The sequence below is a fragment of the Halomicrobium sp. IBSBa genome (assembly GCF_017612575.1).
Taxonomy (GTDB): domain Archaea; phylum Halobacteriota; class Halobacteria; order Halobacteriales; family Haloarculaceae; genus Halomicrobium.
Map to the genome: position 1 here is coordinate 420,861 of NZ_JADPQC010000001.1, position 14,974 is coordinate 435,834.

The window sequence follows — 14,974 nt, forward strand, 5'->3', positions numbered from 1 at the left end:
CCGGGTTGCTCACTTCTTTCGGATCGTCCCGCCGTCCAGGCCCTCCCACTCGACCCGGTATCCGAGCGCCGACAGGACGGCGCTGGCGTCGTCGAGCCCGTACTCGTCGAGGATCGTCTCGGCGGCCGACAGCGACATCCCGGTCTCGATCTCGTCGTCGACTGCCGACAGCACGGCGGGCCTGACCAGCGTCCGCCCGACGCGCTCGTGGTCGGGAACGGATCGGTCTTCGACAGTGGCCTCGCTGACGCCGTGTGCCGCGGCCAGTTCAGCGAGCGTGAGTACGTCGGCGTCGGGCGTGAGTTCCTCGGGGAGCGTCTCGGCGTTTGCCGCCGTCAGCTCCGACTCGTATCGCCGCAGTGCGTCGCGAACGTCCTTGATCCGGACGGTGCCCGAGTAGGGGATCGCTCGGTGGTCGCGGGCTTCGATCTCCGCGGTGGCGTCGCCGGACTCGGTCCGGTTCGAGGCCGACTGCTGGTCGACAGCGAGGCTCTCGTCGACGGCGACGAGCAGCTCCACGTCGTCGATCTCGGCCAGCTGTGCCAGTTTCTTCTCGACGTACTCGGGCGTCCAGAACCCCATGATCTCGAAGAACACGCGGAAGTCGGCGTACTCGTAGTCGAAGGCGAAGTCGGGGATCGCGACGCTGGAGCCGGCGGCCAGCGGTTCCGGCTCTCGGGTGAGTTCCCAGTCGAGATCCAGCGCTTCGAAGCGGGCGGCGAAGTCGGCTTCGACGCCGCTGTCGTAACTCACGTCGGTCACCGGCTCGACGGCGGGGACCGACACGTCTTCGTGGGTGAGTTGGAGCGTGCGCTCGGTGCCGCGGTCGTCGATCGTCGCCCGGAGCGTCCACTCGGCGGCCGAGGCGGCGACGGTTCGCAGGAGCCGGGCAAAGCGTGTGCCGTAGCGCCGCGTTCGCTGGAAGAGCCGGTCGGGGCCGGTGACGACGACGATTCGGCCCTCGTCGGTGGCTTCGATCTCGTACATGAGACGGAGGCGCTTGACCGCGGAGACGAGCGTCCGGGGATCGCTCGATCGGAGGCGGACCTCGGTCGCGTCGAACAGGGCCGTCTGTGCCAGCGAGAGGTTGTACTGGGCGATCAGTTCGGCGGGGTCCCAGCGCGTGTCGACGCCGGTCAGGACCTGCCGGCACTCGCGGTCGGCGTACAGCGAGTGCTCGATGTCGGCGGCGTCGACGGCGAGTCCGTCGGCCGCCCGTTCGATCGCCGCGCGTCGCTCGTCCTCGGAGGCGACGCCGACGGCCTCGCCGGCCTCGAAGGCGGCGCGGCGGGCTCGCGCCGGTGGGACCGCTGTCCGGATCTCGAAGGTGGCTTCGCGTTCGACCAGTTTCGCTAGCCCACGGACGAGCTTGAAGTCGTCGGCCCCTCGTTCGAGGTCGGTCAGCGCCGTCTGGAGTGTCTCGCGGGCCTCGCCGACGTGGCCCTGATAGGTGCCGATTACGCGGGCAGCAAGCGGTTCGTCGGCATCGTCGGCGAACTGCGGGTGGTACCCCCCGCCCGCTCGCGAGACGCGCAGCAGGTCCTTCGTGAGCACGACAGACTGTCGGGCACCGATCGGCAAAAGGCCGGCGTCGTTCACCGACGCCGGGCGGCGACGTTCTCCTCTGCCGTCTCCTCGCTGATCAGTTCGTAGAGGATCGCTCTGTCGCCGTCTCGCTTCGGCCGCAGGATCCGTCCGAGGCGCTGAGTGAACTCCCGCTCGCTGCCGCTGCCAGAGAGGAGGACGGCGACGTTCGCGTCGGGCACGTCGATCCCCTCGTCGAGGACGTTGGCGGTGACGATGCGAGAGTAGGTGCCCTCGCGGAACCGTTCGAGGATTTCGCGGCGCTCGTCGGCTCCCGTCTCGTGGGTGATCGCCGGCAGCAGGAACCGCTCTGAGAGCCGGTAGACCAGATCCGTGTGGGCCGTGAAGACGATCACGCGGTCGTCGCGGTGGCGATCGAGGATCGTCGCGAGTCGCTCGATCTTCCGGTCGGCGTTCATCATGACTTCGCGTGCGCGCTGCTTGGCCAGCAGGGCCTCGCGCGCCTCGGGATCGGTGCCGGACCGCTTGACCAGTTCCTGGTAGTCGCTGCCCGACCGCATCGTGATCGAGGAACGCTGGAGGTAGCTGGTAAACGTCTCCTGGTGGCGCTCGTAGGTCGCTCGCTCGCTCTCGGTCAGTGCGACCGCGATGCGCTTGATGTCGTAGTCCGCGAGGTGGTCGCCAGCGAGTTCGTCGACGGCGATCCGGGACGCGAGGTCGCCGATCAGTTCCGCGACGACCTCGTGGGCACCGTCCGGACGCTCGAAGGTCGCCGTGAGCCCGAGACGAGCCGGCGCGGCGAGCAGGCGGGCGATGTCGCGGTACCCCTCGCCGCCGAGGTGGTGGACCTCGTCGAAGACGACGAGTCCGAAGCGGTCGCCCAGTTCGTCGGCCCGGAGGTACGCCGAGTCGTAGGTGGCGACGGTCACGTCCGCGACGCGCTGCTCGCCCCCGCCCATGCGGCCGATCTCGCAGTCGAACTCCCGTTCGAGTTCCGAGTGCCACTGGTCGAGGAGGTCGATCGTGGGCACGACGACCAGCGTCGGCGTCGCCAGTGCTTCCATCGCCGCGATCCCGACGACGGTCTTGCCGCTCCCGGTCGGCAGTTCGAGCACGCCGCGATCGCCGCTGTCTCGCCAGGCGTCGAGTGCCGCCTGCTGGTAGTCCCGGAGTTCGTACGTCGATTCGAGCGGCAGCGTCGGCAGATCGAGCACGTCGTCCTCGTAGGCGACGCCGCGCTCGTCGAGGGCCGCCCGAACAGCGGCGTAGCGGTAGGCCGGTGCCCGTCCGGTCTCGCTGCGAGCGTCGTACTCGACGCCGGGGAGATCGGCGGGCAGTCCCTCCGAGAGGCGGATCGTCCCCTCCTCGAACGACAGTCGTGCCATCGTCGCTCGGTTGGACGGTCCGGGGCAAAACGCTGGCGACGGATCGGCACCGATCAGACGATCCGTCTGGAAACCATCCAGTATTTGGTTATTCTATGCTACCGACATATTTCGTCGGACCGGCGTACCGTCGAGCGAATCTTCCATCACCCGCTGCCAATTATTTTGGCGGTGAAGTTCGCGGCGGCCGATACATTCTGTTACGCTCAGTAGCCCGATACACCACCAGTCGTAAATTGAAGCGCGAAATCGGACAACAGAGGCAACCACGAGCGTTCGAGGGAGATCTCCAATCAGCTCGAACTAATTATAGACTATCTATCATTCTCCGATATGATACCTTAGAGTAAACTTAGAGACAGTGATAAGTATGTGGTGTTTGATTAACGGGACGCCATGACACGAGGCACACAGACCTGGCGACGCAGAGGGGTATTGAAATCCATCGGAGCACTCGGGGCACTCGCCGGTGTCGGCGTGACGGGTGCGACTCCCGGTCGAAGCCCCGGGCCGAAGCCGGACGAACTGATCGTCGGAGCGAAGCGAGGCGTCAGCACGGCCGACGTCGAGTCGGAGGTCTCGGCCGCGACGACGGCGAACACGTCGGTGGTCCACCGCAACGAGGTGCTCGGCTACCTCGCCGTCAAACTCCCCGAGGTGAGCACACAGTCCGAACGCGAGTCGGTCCGACAGCAGTTCGAGAGTCAGCCCAACGTCGCTTACGTGGAGGACAACGTCACCTACGAAACCCAACTGACGCCCAACGATCCGCAGTTCGGTGACCAGTACGCACCCCAGCAGGTCAACGCAGCGGCGGCCTGGGACACGACGCTTGGCAGTACGGACGTGACCGTCGCCATCGTCGACACCGGCACGCAGTACGAACACCCTGACCTGACGAACCTGTTTGGGAGCAATCCCGGCCGGGACTTCGTCGACGGCGACGGCGACCCCGCTCCGGGATCGGCCAGCGAATCTCACGGGACTCACGTCAGCGGGTGTGCGTCAGCAGACACCGACAACGGCGTCGGCGTCGCGGGCGTGAGCGACTCGCGACTGGTGAGCGCCCGAGCACTCGGTGGTGGCGGCGGCGGCGCGCTGTCGGACATCGCCGACGCGGTTCGATGGGCGACCGACCAGGGTGTAGACATCATCAACATGTCGCTGGGCGGGGGCGGCTACACCGAGACGATGAAGCGAGCGGTGGAGTACGCCTACGACCAGAACGACGTGCTCGTCGTCTGTGCAGCGGGTAACGACGGCGGCTCCGTCTCGTATCCCGCCGCCTACGACGAGTGTGTCGCCGTCTCGGCGCTGGACCCGAACGAGGAACTCGCGAACTTCTCGAACCGCGGCCCAGAGATCGAGGTTGCCGCACCGGGGGTCAACGTCCTGTCGACGGTGCCCTACGACGGCTACGAGTCCTTCTCTGGAACGTCGATGGCCTCGCCCGTCGCTGCGGGGGTCGCGGCACTGGGGAAGGCCGCCGAGCCGGGCCTGTCGGCGAGTCAGCTCCGCGAACGGCTCAAGTCGACGGCCGACGGCGTCGGACTACCCGGCGACCAGCAGGGCTCGGGCCGCGTCGACGCCGCCGACATCGTCCGTGCCAGCGGCGACCCGCCGGACAACGAGACACCGTCGGCCGCCGCCACCGCCGATCCGACCGACCCCAGCGTCGGCGAGACCGTGACCTTCGACGGGAGCGCCTCGTCCGACCCCGACGGCACGATCGAGAGCTACCAGTGGGACTTCGGGGACGGGAACACCGGCTCGGGCGTGACCGTGGAACACAGCTACGACACTGCCGACGAGTACCAGGCGACCCTGACCGTGACCGACGACAGCGGTGCCTCGACGACCGACGGCGTCGTCGTGAACGTCTCACGCGGCGGTGGCGGGGACTGTAGTCAGAGCGCCTCTGGGAGTGCCGACGGACAGCTCACCGGCTGGCGAGACAGCGACAGTTACACCTGGACGAGCCAGTTCTCGTCGACCTGTAACGTGACGGTCGACCTCTCGGGACCGTCGGGGACGGACTTCGATCTCTACGTCACCGCGGACGGCCGGACGCCGACGACCAATGACTACGACGCACGGTCGGTGTCGGGCGACAGCGAGGAGTCGGTCACGCTGTCGGAGATCGGTGACTCGGTCGGTATCCTCGTCGACTCCTATCGGGGCAGCGGCTCCTACACGGTCAGCGTCGAGGAGACCGGCGCGGGCACTCGGGCGACCACCAGTTCGGAGGGACTGTAACCAGAGTCTGGCGGTGTCGACCGACGCGTCACCGCAATCCCGACGACCGGATTCTGTAATTCTTTTACCCGCGCGACCCCCTGCTACAGGTATGACCGAGCAGGACGCGGCAGAGACCGAGGCGTCGTCCGGCGAAGCCGACGAGAGCGGAACCGAACGAGGGGACGCCGACGTGTCGGGCGAGGCCGCATCCGAGGAGCGTGGCGACGAGGCCGTCGACGAAGGACTGATCGACCGGGTCGCCGAGTCCGATCCCGAGGCGATCGCGACGGAACTGGCGTCGCTGCGGACACGCGTCGACGGCCTCGAAGGGGCGGTCGACGAGCGCGACGCGGAGATCGACGAGCTGGAGTCGAAGCTCAAGCGCAAGCAGGCCGAGTTCCAGAACTACAAGAAGCGGATGAAAAAGCGCCGCGAGGAGGAGAAACAGCGCGCCACGGAAGACCTCGTCTCGAAACTGCTCGACGTGCGCGACAACCTCCAGCGCGCGCTCGAACAGGACGAAGACGTGGACATCCGCGACGGCGTCGCGTCGACGCTCCGGCAGTTCGACGACGTGCTCGACGCCGAGAACGTCGACGTGATCGAGCCCGAGCCGGGTGCTGACGTGGACCCCGAGTACCACCAGGTACTGGCCCGCGTCGACTCCGACCAGCCCGAGGGGACCATCGACGAGGTCCACCGGGCGGGCTACGTGATGGCCGAGAAAGTGCTCCGGGAGGCACAGGTCACCGTCAGCGAGGGCGAGTAGACGCTCGATCCGACACCTGACGAGTCCGGCGTAGAACCACTCTGAACGGTTGTATTGTGGTTAGGTTTATATCCACCGGTCGAATAGTCACCACTGGTCGAAAACGGTACGCATGCGGTCCCTCCCCGTGGTTCCTCGCTATCGAATCTAGCAACTTTTAACCGGCGCAATCGGGTATAGACGAGTAAGATGGCGAGCAACAAGATTCTCGGAATCGACCTCGGGACCACGAACAGCGCGTTCGCGGTCATGGAAGGGGGCGACCCCGAGATCATCGTGAACAGCGAAGGCGAGCGAACGACACCGTCGGTCGTCGCGTTCGACGACAGCGAGCGCCTCGTCGGCAAGCCGGCCAAGAACCAGGCCGTCAAGAACCCCGACGAGACGATCCAGTCGATCAAGCGCCACATGGGCGAAGACGACTACTCCGTCGAGCTCGACGGCGAGGACTACACCCCCGAGCAGGTCTCGGCGATGATCCTCCAGAAGATCAAGCGCGACGCCGAGGAGTACCTCGGCGACGAGATCGAGAAGGCCGTCATCACCGTCCCCGCGTACTTCAACGACCGCCAGCGCCAGGCGACCAAGGACGCCGGAGAGATCGCCGGCTTCGAGGTCGAGCGCATCGTCAACGAGCCGACCGCCGCGGCGATGGCCTACGGGCTCGACGACGACTCCGACCAGACCGTCCTCGTGTACGACCTCGGTGGTGGGACCTTCGACGTCTCGATCCTCGATCTGGGCGGCGGCGTCTACGAGGTCGTCGCCACGAACGGTGACAACGACCTCGGTGGCGACGACTGGGACCACGCGATCATCGACTACCTCGCCGACCAGTTCGAAGACGAGCACGGCATCGACCTGCGCGACGACCGCCAGGCCCTCCAGCGCCTGACCGAGGCCGCCGAGGAAGCGAAGATCGAACTCTCCTCGCGAAAGGAGACCCGCGTCAACCTCCCCTTCATCGCGACGACCGACGACGGTCCCCTGGACCTCGAAGAGAAGATCACGCGCGCGACCTTCGAGTCCCTGACCGAGGACCTCATCGAGCGCACCGTCGGCCCGACGGAGCAGGCTCTCAAAGACGCCGACTACGACAAGAGTGACATCGACGAGGTCATCCTCGTGGGCGGGTCCACGCGGATGCCACAGGTCCAGGACAAAGTCGAGGAGATGACCGGCCAGGAGCCAAAGAAGAACGTCAACCCCGACGAGGCCGTCGCGCTGGGCGCGGCGATCCAGGGCGGCGTCCTCGCGGGCGACGTTGACGACATCGTCCTGCTTGACGTGACGCCCCTGTCGCTGGGTGTCGAAGTCAAGGGCGGTCTCTTCGAGCGGCTCATCGAGAAGAACACCACGATTCCCACGGAGGAGTCGAAGATCTTCACCACCGCGGCGGCCAACCAGACGCAGGTCCAGATCCGCGTGTTCCAGGGCGAGCGCGAGATCGCCGCCGAGAACGAGCTGCTCGGCGAGTTCGCGCTAACCGGCATTCCACCGGCCCCCGCCGGAACGCCCCAGATCGAGGTCTCGTTCAACATCGACGAGAACGGGATCGTCAACGTCTCGGCCGAGGACAAAGGCTCGGGCAACAAGGAGGACATCACCATCGAGGGCGGTGCCGGCCTCTCGGACGAACAGATCGAGGAGATGCAGCAGGAAGCAGAGGAACACGCCGAAGAGGACGAGGAACGCCGCAAGACCATCGAAGCGCGCAACGAGGCCGAGTCCGCGGTGCGCCGCGCCGAGACCCTCATCGAGGAGAACGAAGAGGAGGTCGACGACGACCTCGTGGCGGACATCGAAGCCGAGATCGAGACTGTCGAGGAGGTCCTCGAAGACGAGGACGCCGACCGCGAGGACTACGAGGACGCGACCGAGTCCCTGACCGAACAGCTCCAAGAGATCGGCAAGCAGATGTACCAGGAGCAGGCCGCCGAAGGCGCTGCTGGCGCTGGCGGTGCTGCCGGTGCCGGCGGTATGGGCGGCATGGGCGGCGCTGGCCCCGGCGGTGCGGCGGGCGCTGGCGGCGCTGCCGGCCAGGGCGAGGAGTACGTCGACGCCGACTTCGAAGACGTGGACGAAGACGACGACGAGTAAGTCGTCGTCTTCGTCCGCTCGGGAGAGCTTCGCTCTCCCGGTGTCTTGAGAAGCGACCGGAGGGAGCTTCTCAAGGGAAACGACGAAGAGTAACGCGAGTCGAGTCGTTCTCGTCGGCTCGGAAGGCGCGCACAGCGAAGCGAGCGCGCCTTCCGATGTCTGCGCGAACGAAGTGAGCTTCTCAAAGGTGACGACGACAAGTAAGTCGGCGTCCCCGTCCGTGCTCCCCGTGTTTCGAGGCCGGCGAGTCTCCGAGTCGCCGTGTTTCTAAAGACGACTCGCGTCGACGCCGTCCGACGATCCGTCTTCGATCGCACGTTCGTATCGCTGTGTGAACCGGAGGAGATCCCGAACCGGGTCTGGAAACTCACGCAGTCGAACGTCGCCGGTAGCGCTGTCGTACTCGACAAGCGTCGCGTCGGCGAGCTGTGGGAGGTGGACGTGGCGGAGTTCGATCACGACGCGGTCGCGTTCGGACAGACTGACCGGGCCGTCGGCAGTCGAACGCCGGTCGGCGAACAGCGTCGCCAGCGTCTCGACCGTCGTGTGGGGCTCGTCGAGCAGGTAACACAGCGTCTGCCGCCTGACTGTCGACGCGAGCGCGTCGAAGAGCCCGTCCAGATCCGGCAGGTCACCAGTTGCATCGACCTCGCTGTCGAGGTGCCCGAGCGGCAGCATCCCATCCCCAGTATTGTTGTCCATTGACAACACCTGGAGACACGTTCAGCGGGGTGGACTATTTAGATACCGGTTGGTTATCTAAGATGATGTCGCGATTGGGGTCGTCCAGCGCGTTCACTCCGAGGAGACAACCACAACACCCATTGTTCCCAGTTCGCAACGTTTCGGTATGACCGAGCTACCACCGGTCGGTATCGGAACGTGGGAGAACACGGACCCCGAGGCGTGCGCGAACGCCGTTCAGACGGCCCTGGAGATGGGGTATCGCCACGTCGACACCGCCGACATCTACGGCAACGAGGAACACGTCGGTGCGGGGATCGCACGCGCCGACGTGGACCGTGAGGCGTTCGTCCTCGCCTCGAAGGCCCACACGCAGGCGACGGGGCTGACCTACGACGCCGTGATCGAGACGGCCGAACAGAGCCTCGATCGACTCGGCGTCGACGCTCTCGATCTCTTCTACGTCCACTGGCCGACCGGAGAGTACGACGCCGAAGAGACGCTGCCGGCGTTCGACGAACTGGTCGCAGACGGGCTGATCCGGGAGGTCGGCGTCTCGAACTTCACGCCCGAACTGGTCGAGGAGGCGATGGACGTACTGGACGCACCGGTCTTTGCCAACCAGGTCGAGATGCACCCGCTCCTCCAGCAAGCGGAGCTCGTCGCCCACGCACAGGCACACGACTACTACCTCGTCGCGTACTCGCCGCTGGCGCGGGGCGACGTGTTCGAGGTCCCCGAACTGAACGAAATCGCCGACAAACACGGCGTCAGCGAGGCCCAGGTCAGTCTCGCCTGGCTGCGCTCGAAGGACAACGTCGTCGCGATTCCGAAGGCGACCAGTCGGGCACACATCGAAGACAACTACGCGAGCCTCGATCTGGAACTCGACGAGGAGGACATCGCGACGATCGACGGGATCGAACGCGAGGATCGCCACCTCGACTTCGAGGCAGCGCCCTGGAACTAGAGTCGGAAAACGAGGCAACAGTCCGTCTCGATCAGTCTGCGTCGATCAGTTCGGATCGATCTCGTAGGTGTCGAGCGTCACCGTCTGCGCTCCGGCCGCACCGAGCGGCCGGCCGGTCCAGCGTACCTCGACGGTCACACCGGCAGTCAGGGGGAAGCCGACCGTCCGATCGGCGTCGAAGTAGTCGCCGTCACCGTCGGCGTCGACCGTCGGATCGTCGAGCGAGAGCGCTCCCCCGGGAGCGAGTCGCGCACTGCTGTTCTCGGACCAGTTCACCGTCGCCGCGTTCGTCCCCGCCTCGTCGGTCACGACGAGCGAGAGTTGCGCCGCCGAGACGGTGTCACCACCGACGTGGGTGATCGTCACAGTGTGCGTGTCGGCGTCGTAAGAGCCGTCGAAGGAGGCCGTCGGCGGGTCGACGATCCCGGCCCCGGACGCACTGACGGCGAGCACGACGACGGCGACGGCGACGCCGGCCGCGAGCCAGACGGCCACGCGCTCGAGGCCGAACGCCGCCCGGACGTAGTCGCTGACTTCCATCGCTTCGGGAGTCACGAGGGAGCGCCTTGAATCGGTCGATGCCCGGTCGGAGCCGTCGAAGCGTCATCGCACACTCGCGTCCCCGACCCGTTCTTTTCAAGTAGCTCAATCGTCTACGGGTGGACAACGAATGAGCGAGGACTTCTACGAAGTACTCGGGGTCTCCCGGGACGCCAGCGAAGACGAGATCAAAGACGCGTACCGGAAGAAAGCACAGGAGTACCACCCCGACGTCTCCGACGACCCGAACGCCGAGGAGAAGTTCAAGAAGATACAGAAGGCAAAGGAGGTCCTCACCGACGAGGAGAAACGCCAGATGTACGACCAGGTCGGCCACGAGCGGTTCGAGCAGGCCGAGAAACACGGCGGCGTCGGCGGTGGCGGTGCCGGCGGTGCCGGTGGGAGCGGCCCGTTCGGCGGTGCCGGCGGCGGTGGTCCCTTCGGCGGCGGCGGTGGCGGGATGGGCGACATCTTCGACCAGTTCTTCGGCGGCGGCCGCTCCAGCAGCGGGCCACAGCAGGGCCAGGACCTCAAGACCTCCGTCACGATCGATCTCGAAGAGGCCTACAGCGGCGTCGAGAAAGAGCTCACCGTCCGCCGGCCCGAGACCTGTCCAGACTGTAACGGACAGGGCCACCCGCCCGACAGCGACTCCCGGACCTGTCCGCAGTGTAACGGCCAGGGACAGCAGACGACCGTCCAGCAGACGCCGATGGGGCGCGTCCAGCAGACCCAGACCTGCCGGCGCTGTGAGGGCGACGGGACGCTGTACGACGAGACCTGCTCGACCTGTCGCGGCGACGGGACGGTCCGCAACCAGGCGACGCTGACCGTCGAGGTCCCGGCCGGCATCCAGGACGGCCAGACTCTCCGGATGAACGGCGAGGGCGCGCCCGGCGACCGGGGCGCGCGCAACGGCGACCTCCTGATCGAGGTGTCGGTCCGTGACCACCCCGACTTCGACCGCGACGGCGCAGATCTTCACTACCACCTCCCGATCTCGTTCCCGCAGGCCGTCTTCGGCGACACCGCCGAGGTCGAGACGTTCGACGGCACCGTCGAGTTCGACGTGCCGGCGGGCACCCAGAGCGGCGAGGTGTTCCGTCTCTCGGGCAAGGGGATGCCCCGACTCCGGCGGCGCGGGGAAGGCGACCTCTACGTCGAGGTCCAGGTCGTGACGCCCGACGAGCTGACCGACGAACAGCGCGACGCGCTCAAGCAGTTCGCCGAGGCCGGCGGCGAGGAGGTCTCGGTCGACGAAGGGTTCTTCGAGAAGCTGAAGAACTCGCTGTAGCCGGATCCGCCGTCTTTTCTTACCCCGGTCCTAACCCCCAGCCATGGAGACACTCGGGGACCTCGTCGCCGACGCACGCGACGGCGACGGTTCGCTGTTCGCGTCGAGCGAACGAACCGCACCGTACAGCTACGCCGACTTCGCGATCAACGTCTGGAAGACCGGCAATCTCTTGCGTCACTACGGCGTGCGCGAGGGGACACGGGTCGCCGTCGTCGTCGGTCCGAAAGCGCCGACTGCGGACGACGAACCGGGCTGGCTCGGTGGGACTCCGGACCCAATCCTCGCCGTCCTCGCGGCGGCGGTCGACGGCGCAGTCGTCGACCCCGCACCGCCGACGAGCGTCGACGCGAAGGCGATGATCGCGCCCAACGACTGGGTCGCCCGCTACGAGCTGGCACCCGGGACGAAGGCACTGGCCTACGGTGGACCGCCCGAAGATCCGACCGTCGCACACCTCGAACGGGAGGCCTGGAGCGAGAACCCACTGGCACCGCCCGCAGACCTCGATCCGGACGATCCCGTGCTGGCGGCCGATCGCACGTACACCCACGGCGAGTTGCTGGCCGGAGCCGACCGCGTCGTCGACGAGTACGATCTCACCGCAACCGACGAGGTGACGATCGCCGCGCCGCTGACCGAGCCGGGGACGCTGGTCGCCGGTGTGCTGGCTCCCATGCGAGCCGGTGCGACGATCCTGCTGGGTGCGGACCAGTCTGGCACCGTGACTGTCGGGGACGGAGCCGCGACTGGAGCGCGCGTGATCGATCCGGAAAGCGTCTTCGACGGTAGCCACTGAGAGGGATTGTTTCCACCCCAGGACGACAGTTCGACCGACGAATCGATCGGTTCGGCCGCTCGCTAGTGGCTGGCGCGGTACTCGCCGTGCTTGACGCCGACGAACAGGACGAGTAGTCCGAACACGAGCAGTCCGCCGGTGATACCGAAGCTCAGCGTCTGAGGCATGGGGCTGGTGATCGTCCCACCGGCGAGCACGCCGAAGAGGACGACGAACGCGGCTGCGGTGACCGTGGTGTTGAACTCCATGTGTGACGCTTAGCTGCTGCGATCAAAAGCCTTGTCGAGACGGTGATCCCCGCGGGCAGTCACGTCGGGCGCACGAGGTCGGCGAGTGTCACGAGGAGTCCGAGCAGCCAGCCCAGCGGCACGGAGATCCCGAACCAGATGATTGCGTGGGCGGCCCCCTCCCGCTCGAAGTTGGCCCGGAGGAAGTCCCCCGCACCGAGCGGGTCCATCACGTTGAACAGGAGCCAGCGTGCGAGGCTGTCACTCAGCGGGATCACGGCGTCGGCGACGGCCGGCGAGAACAGCGCCGCGACGACCGGCGGCAGGAAGATCGCCGTCACCCCGAACGGATACGAGACGAAGACGGTCACCGCTCGTCCGCCAGCGCGGCGTGTGACCACCGCCAGCGCGGCCGAGACAGTCGCCACGAGGCTGGCGGCGGCGACCGCGACGATCCCGCCGGTCGCGAGGTCGAGCTGGTACCGAGCGAGCGCGATCAGGGCTCCCCAGACGAGCACCGACAGCACGACGACGCCGACGACGCCGAGTCGCGTCGCGGTGCTGTCGACCCGTCGCGTCTGGAACCGGAGGAACGCACCCAGCAAGACGAGCGGATACGTCAGGGCGACGACCGGGAGGCCGACGGCCGACCAGAGGCGGTAAAGCGCGAGTCCGAACTGGCTGTCGGGTGTCCACTTGCCCAGCACGCCCTCGTCCGTGGCCCGCTGGCGGGGATAGATCAGCGCCATCCAGGTCTCGTGAAGCCGTTTGATGTCGATCCGGATCCCCCCGACGATACCCTGTTCGCTCCCGGTGGACATATCTCGTCGTTTGGGTGGCCCCCATTTAACCGCTTGTGGCTGTGGAACCGTCACCGCAACTGGACACCTCACCGACAGCCGGCGGTGCGGTGTCACTGTGAGCTCCAGCACGACGGTCGGTGGCCGGGGAACCGTATCGAAGTATATACTACGGGGGACACCCAAGCGCCGCGTATGACAGAGGGTTCAGCCGACGTGTCACGCCGTGGGTTCATGCGGACGGCCGCGGGCGCGGCGACCGCTGCCGGGGCGGCCGGAACCGTGGCGGCCCAGGAAGAAGAGGGCGGCGACGGCGGCGGTGGTGGTACCCCCGACTACAGCGGATGGTTCAGCAACACGAGCAACTTCGACGAGACCGTCGACGCGACGGGCCAGGACACCGTGACCGTCGAGGTCGGCACCCAGGCCAACGGCGGGGCCTTTGGCTTCGGACCGGCGGCCGTCCACGTGGACAACGGTGCGACTGTGGAGTTCGAGTGGACCGGCGAAGGCGGGCGACACAACGTCGTCTCCGACGGCGACGGTCCACTCGACTCGGGCGATGCCGTCGACACGACCGGCGTCGAGTACGAACATACCTTCGAGGAGGACGGCATCTACAAGTACTACTGTGTCCCCCACGAGAGCCTCGGCATGCTCGGGGCCGTCGTCGTCGGCTCCGACTACCCGACTGCCGACTCCGGCGGTGGCGGTGGTGGCGGTGGCGGCGGCGGTGCCAGTAGCGCAGCGCCGGCCGTCCCCGAGAGCATCAAGTCCCTCGGCGTCGCCGCGTCGGTCGTGATGACCGCGACGCTGGGACTGGCCTACGTGTTCATGAAGTACGGCGGCGACTACGACACGCCGGAGTAGCGCACGCCGTTTTCGGCCAGGACCGCGCCGCTATCGATCGGTTCACGTCTCTATCGCGAACGTCGTCCGTGAGCGCCGGCCGACAGTATCAGACGGCGTCGGGACTGGTGTGAATCGTCAGTTCCACGTCGCGCCGATGCCCCTCCAGATCGGCGACGATCCGCTCGACAACGCGCTCTGCCTCTTCCTGGATCAGCGGCTTTACCTTCTCGATCACCCAGTCCATCGACACCAGCCGCGGGAGGTCGAGCGCGCTCGACGACGCCGACCCCGGATCGAAGTTCACCGTGAGTCGCACTTCGGTGGCGTGGTCCTCGTCTGCGGGTCGCTCTTCCGGGAGCGACGTGATCTGCCAGCGACCGGTGGCGTCGAGGTCTTTCGTGATCTTCCAGTCGATCTGGTCCGGCGGATCGACGGCGACGACCTCGGATCTGGCGGTGTAGCTGAGCTTCCACCAGGCAAAGCGGAGCGCGTACTGCGTGCCCGGCGTCCCGTCGCCGCGTTGCTCTACGTCCGTGAGGTACTTCGAGTAGCGGGCGTAGCCGGGGAAGTCCATCAGGAACTCGTAGACTTCCTCTGGCGAGACGTACACGACGGTGCTGACGTCGACGGAGTCCACGGTGACACGTGTGGCCGGGATCGGCATAGGTCTGGCCCTCCACCGTCGGGGCGAGTCGCGATCTTTCGGAGGGATCGTTCGGGCAGTGGATCAGGGTGGGACACTGCGTGTGAGCGTACAGCGTCGGAGCGCCC

14 protein-coding genes are annotated in these 14,974 nt (G+C 66.8%); 7 read left to right on the plus strand and 7 right to left on the minus strand.

Going from position 1 to position 14,974, the window contains the following annotated elements; all coding sequences use genetic code 11:
- Positions 1-9: 9 nt before the first annotated feature.
- A complete protein-coding gene (locus IL252_RS02280) occupies positions 10-1,554 on the minus strand; it encodes a DUF790 family protein (protein ID WP_208626426.1) in 1,545 nt (514 codons plus the stop codon).
- Positions 1,555-1,595: 41 nt separating this feature from the next.
- Positions 1,596-2,930 carry a DEAD/DEAH box helicase gene (locus tag IL252_RS02285; protein ID WP_208626427.1) on the minus strand — a complete coding sequence of 445 codons (1,335 nt, stop codon included), beginning with the start codon at positions 2,928-2,930 and terminating at the stop codon, positions 1,596-1,598.
- Positions 2,931-3,365: 435 nt separating this feature from the next.
- On the opposite strand from IL252_RS02285, the gene IL252_RS02290 reads away from it, so the two are divergent.
- The 3 genes from IL252_RS02290 to dnaK all read left to right on the plus strand — a co-directional run bounded on the left by IL252_RS02290 (position 3,366) and on the right by dnaK (position 8,037).
- Positions 3,366-5,186 (plus strand): S8 family serine peptidase, encoded by a 1,821-nt coding sequence (locus tag IL252_RS02290; protein ID WP_208626428.1) that lies wholly within the window; start codon positions 3,366-3,368, stop codon positions 5,184-5,186.
- A 91-nt stretch (positions 5,187-5,277) separates the two neighbouring features.
- Entirely contained in the window at positions 5,278-5,937 is a 660-nt protein-coding gene (gene grpE, locus IL252_RS02295; RefSeq protein ID WP_208626430.1) for a nucleotide exchange factor GrpE, read from the plus strand.
- 189 nt (positions 5,938-6,126) lie between these two features.
- Positions 6,127-8,037 (plus strand): molecular chaperone DnaK, encoded by a 1,911-nt coding sequence (gene dnaK / locus IL252_RS02300; protein ID WP_208626431.1) that lies wholly within the window; start codon positions 6,127-6,129, stop codon positions 8,035-8,037.
- A gap of 267 nt (positions 8,038-8,304) precedes the next feature.
- Here dnaK and IL252_RS02305 read toward each other — a convergent pair whose 3' ends face one another.
- On the minus strand, positions 8,305-8,739 hold the full coding sequence (locus tag IL252_RS02305) for a hypothetical protein (protein WP_208626433.1): 435 nt from the start codon (positions 8,737-8,739) through the stop codon (positions 8,305-8,307).
- A gap of 148 nt (positions 8,740-8,887) precedes the next feature.
- Between IL252_RS02305 and IL252_RS02310 the strand changes: the two genes are divergently transcribed.
- Positions 8,888-9,691, plus strand: coding sequence for an aldo/keto reductase (locus IL252_RS02310; RefSeq protein WP_208626435.1), 804 nt, complete (start codon positions 8,888-8,890; stop codon positions 9,689-9,691).
- 45 nt (positions 9,692-9,736) lie between these two features.
- On the opposite strand, the gene IL252_RS02315 is transcribed toward IL252_RS02310, so the two are convergent.
- A complete protein-coding gene (locus IL252_RS02315) occupies positions 9,737-10,231 on the minus strand; it encodes a type IV pilin (protein WP_208626437.1) in 495 nt (164 codons plus the stop codon).
- 130 nt (positions 10,232-10,361) lie between these two features.
- Here IL252_RS02315 and dnaJ point away from each other — a divergent pair, with 130 nt between their 5' ends.
- Both dnaJ and IL252_RS02325 read left to right on the plus strand, forming a co-directional pair.
- Positions 10,362-11,525 (plus strand): molecular chaperone DnaJ, encoded by a 1,164-nt coding sequence (gene dnaJ, locus IL252_RS02320; RefSeq protein WP_208626439.1) that lies wholly within the window; start codon positions 10,362-10,364, stop codon positions 11,523-11,525.
- 43 nt (positions 11,526-11,568) lie between these two features.
- The gene (locus IL252_RS02325; protein ID WP_208626441.1) at positions 11,569-12,324 is read left to right on the plus strand and encodes a hypothetical protein; all 756 of its coding nucleotides are present in this window, start codon (positions 11,569-11,571) and stop codon (positions 12,322-12,324) included.
- 62 nt (positions 12,325-12,386) lie between these two features.
- On the opposite strand, the gene IL252_RS02330 is transcribed toward IL252_RS02325, so the two are convergent.
- Together IL252_RS02330 and IL252_RS02335 are read right to left on the minus strand one after the other, a co-directional pair.
- A complete protein-coding gene (locus tag IL252_RS02330) occupies positions 12,387-12,572 on the minus strand; it encodes a hypothetical protein (RefSeq protein ID WP_208626443.1) in 186 nt (61 codons plus the stop codon).
- Positions 12,573-12,631: 59 nt separating this feature from the next.
- On the minus strand, positions 12,632-13,372 hold the full coding sequence (locus tag IL252_RS02335; protein WP_208626445.1) for a hypothetical protein: 741 nt from the start codon (positions 13,370-13,372) through the stop codon (positions 12,632-12,634).
- 174 nt (positions 13,373-13,546) lie between these two features.
- On the opposite strand from IL252_RS02335, the gene IL252_RS02340 reads away from it, so the two are divergent.
- The gene (locus tag IL252_RS02340) at positions 13,547-14,221 is read left to right on the plus strand and encodes a halocyanin domain-containing protein (protein WP_208626447.1); all 675 of its coding nucleotides are present in this window, start codon (positions 13,547-13,549) and stop codon (positions 14,219-14,221) included.
- A gap of 88 nt (positions 14,222-14,309) precedes the next feature.
- Here IL252_RS02340 and IL252_RS02345 read toward each other — a convergent pair whose 3' ends face one another.
- A complete protein-coding gene (locus IL252_RS02345) occupies positions 14,310-14,840 on the minus strand; it encodes a type II toxin-antitoxin system RatA family toxin (RefSeq protein ID WP_244256727.1) in 531 nt (176 codons plus the stop codon).
- Positions 14,841-14,974 lie beyond the last annotated feature (134 nt).

Bases quoted from the DNA above. Each gene is read 5' to 3' on its own strand.
- IL252_RS02285 (WP_208626427.1), bottom strand. From the start codon at position 2,930: ATGGCACGACTGTCGTTCGAGGAGGGGACGATCCGCCTCTCGGAGGGA.
- grpE (WP_208626430.1), top strand. From the start codon at position 5,278: ATGACCGAGCAGGACGCGGCAGAGACCGAGGCGTCGTCCGGCGAAGCC.
- dnaK (WP_208626431.1), top strand. From the start codon at position 6,127: ATGGCGAGCAACAAGATTCTCGGAATCGACCTCGGGACCACGAACAGC.
- IL252_RS02305 (WP_208626433.1), bottom strand. From the start codon at position 8,739: ATGGACAACAATACTGGGGATGGGATGCTGCCGCTCGGGCACCTCGAC.
- IL252_RS02310 (WP_208626435.1), top strand. From the start codon at position 8,888: ATGACCGAGCTACCACCGGTCGGTATCGGAACGTGGGAGAACACGGAC.
- IL252_RS02315 (WP_208626437.1), bottom strand. From the start codon at position 10,231: ATGGAAGTCAGCGACTACGTCCGGGCGGCGTTCGGCCTCGAGCGCGTG.
- dnaJ (WP_208626439.1), top strand. From the start codon at position 10,362: ATGAGCGAGGACTTCTACGAAGTACTCGGGGTCTCCCGGGACGCCAGC.
- IL252_RS02325 (WP_208626441.1), top strand. From the start codon at position 11,569: ATGGAGACACTCGGGGACCTCGTCGCCGACGCACGCGACGGCGACGGT.
- IL252_RS02330 (WP_208626443.1), bottom strand. From the start codon at position 12,572: ATGGAGTTCAACACCACGGTCACCGCAGCCGCGTTCGTCGTCCTCTTC.
- IL252_RS02335 (WP_208626445.1), bottom strand. From the start codon at position 13,372: ATGTCCACCGGGAGCGAACAGGGTATCGTCGGGGGGATCCGGATCGAC.
- IL252_RS02340 (WP_208626447.1), top strand. From the start codon at position 13,547: ATGACAGAGGGTTCAGCCGACGTGTCACGCCGTGGGTTCATGCGGACG.